This is a genomic window from Streptomyces calidiresistens (assembly GCF_014141525.1).
Taxonomy (GTDB): Bacteria; Actinomycetota; Actinomycetes; order Streptomycetales; family Streptomycetaceae; genus Streptomyces; species Streptomyces calidiresistens.
Genome location: NZ_VKHS01000817.1, coordinates 1 through 2,305 on the forward strand (window position 1 = coordinate 1; position 2,305 = coordinate 2,305).

General features: G+C 75.4%; 3 protein-coding genes. All 3 read right to left on the reverse strand.

Features of this window, described 5'->3' with window-relative positions:
* Nucleotides 1–182: 182 nt before the first annotated feature.
* Nucleotides 183–1,496, reverse strand: coding sequence for a glycosyltransferase (locus FOE67_RS23090; RefSeq protein WP_182666773.1), 1,314 nt, complete (start codon nt 1,494–1,496; stop codon nt 183–185).
* A gap of 5 nt (nt 1,497–1,501) precedes the next feature.
* Nucleotides 1,502–1,978, reverse strand: coding sequence for a pyridoxamine 5'-phosphate oxidase family protein (locus FOE67_RS23095; protein WP_182666774.1), 477 nt, complete (start codon nt 1,976–1,978; stop codon nt 1,502–1,504).
* Nucleotides 1,979–2,057: 79 nt separating this feature from the next.
* Nucleotides 2,058–2,305, reverse strand: a 248-nt coding sequence (locus FOE67_RS23100; protein ID WP_228474196.1) for a S1 family peptidase, incomplete at its 5' end; no start/stop codon positions are given.

A 2,305-nucleotide genomic window follows, 5' to 3' on the forward strand; every position in this document is an offset into this window, starting at 1 on the left:
GGGGACGCCCGGGAGGGTCGGGGGATGTCTGCGCAGCCGTGTGCGGGACATCGGGGTGCGGCTCCCCTCACGGTGTGCCGCCCGGGGAGGGAAGGCGGTGGGGGTGGAGCCGTCGGCTGTGCGCCTCAACGTCCGGCGGGGTGTTGCGAGTTCTTCCACAAGAACTCGCAACACCCCGGAGGTCAGCGAGGGTTGTCCGGCTCGGGAACCCCGCGCGCACGGACCGCTTCCTCCCCGTCGCCGGCCCCGGCGGGACCCCCCGTACCGCCGCCGCGCACCGGTCGGGCCCCGGTGCCCCGGCCGGTCGCGGGCACCGTCGAACCCCCGGCCGATCGCCGCCGCTCGGCGCACTCCCCGATCAGCTCCAGCCACCGCCCGGCGATCCGCTCCGGGTCGTACGCCCGGGCCCGCTCCCGACCCGCCTCGCCCAGCCGGGCCCGCTCGGCCGGATCGTCCATCAGCCGCCGCAGCGCCCGCGCGATCCCCCGCACCCCCTCGGGAATCGGCACCAGGACGCCGTTCTCCCCGTGCGTGATGATCTCGCCCGGCCCGTAGGGGCAGTCGGTGGAGACCACCGGCACCCCGCAGCGCATCGCCTCCACGATCGTCATCCCGAAGGACTCCCCGTTGGAGGTCACGGCGGCGATCCCGCCCTTCGCCCACTCCGGCTCGATCGGCGAGACCGCCCCCATCAGGTGCGCCCGTCCCTCCAGGCCGAGCCGGGTGATCCGCTCGCGCAGATCCGCCTCCCGGCGCCCGCGCCCGTAGATCCGCAGCTCCCAGTCCGGGTACTCCTTCGCCAGCCGCCCGAAGGCCTCCACCAGCCGGTCGTACCGCTTGATCGGGATGAGCCGGCCGGCCGCCACGATCACCTTCGACGCCGCCGGGTCCCCCCGGTCGCCGGTGTCGGGCACGGTGTTCGGCACGCACACCACCCGGTGCGCGTGCTCCGGCGGCAGCGCCTCCCGCCACTGCCGGGCGTCGGCCTCGGAGACGGTGGCGTAGGCGTCCAGCCGGGGCAGGGCGGCCAGGCAGCCGGCGCGCAGGGCGTCGGTGTGCGAGTCCAGGGTGCGGTGCTCCTGGCCCAACCGCACCACCCGCTCCGGGGCGTACCGCGCCACCGCGTCCACCAGCACCGGCCGGGTCGCGATCACCACGTCCGCCCGGGTGCGCCGCAGCGCCCGGGCCAACCGGCGGTCGGTCAGTCGGCTGGGCGGCAGCGAGCTGTTCGCCGGGCCGGGGTCGGTCATCAGCCGGCTGGGCCGCCGGGCGCCGATGTTCCGGTACCGCCAGCCGCGCCGCCGCGCGTCCACCAGCGGCGTCAGCCGCACCCGGGGGTGCAGCGGGACGGCCGGCTCGTCCCTCGGACGGTAGACGCTGATGATCTCCACGTCCTCCACCTCCGGCCGGTCGGCGAGCGCGCCCGCCAGCAGGGCGGTGGCCCGGATCGTGCCGCCGATGCCGTACGCGGTGTGCAGCAGGAAGGTGATCCGCATCCGCCTCACCCCACCCGGAAGTCGAGCTTCGCCGCGCGCAGCCGTCGCGGCCGCAGCCGCAACCACACCGTGCCGCGTTCCCCGGGGTCGCCGGGGTCGCCGTGGAGGTGGCGGCGGAAGCGTTCGTCACACCGCGACTCGTCCGGTCCGAGGTAACGGGAGAGCTTGCGCCGGCCTCGCGGCACGTCGAACGGCAGGATTTCGGCAGAGCCGTTCGCGATCACCTGCCGGGTGAGCCCGGTGGTGGGCTCGCAGACATCGACCACGAGGGCGACGGCCGGGTCCTCGCGCACCCGGGCCGGCGGACGGGCCCACGGACCCGTGAGGATCCGGAAGGCCCCCTCCTCCCAGAGGTACCGGGTGGGGCGAACGGTGGGGCCGCCTGTCGCCACCCGCGCCGTGAGTGGTCGGGCGAGGAAACGATCGACATCGAAGGGGGGGTCCTGCACGGGGGTGGTCGGGGCCGGCGATGGGGATGTCATCCTCCCAGCGTGCCGGAATCGGCCGTTCGGGGCCGGTACCGGCACGCGGCGGACGCCCGCCGCGTGCCGGTCGCCCCCGTCAGGAGACCGGCTGGTGCCAGGTCGTCCCGCCGACGAGGCAGTTCCCGCTCGCGCCGACCGAGTGGGCGACGAGCACGTCGTTCGCGTACAGGGGCGCGCCGGTGTCGCCGGCTTCGGAGCAGATGTTCGTGCGGATCAGCCCGTACACGATCCCGCCGGGGTAATTGATCGCCTGGTTGAGGGCGGTGACCGTGCCGCAGCGCGTTCCGCTGACGCGGCCGACCTGACAGACGGTCTGTCCCACCC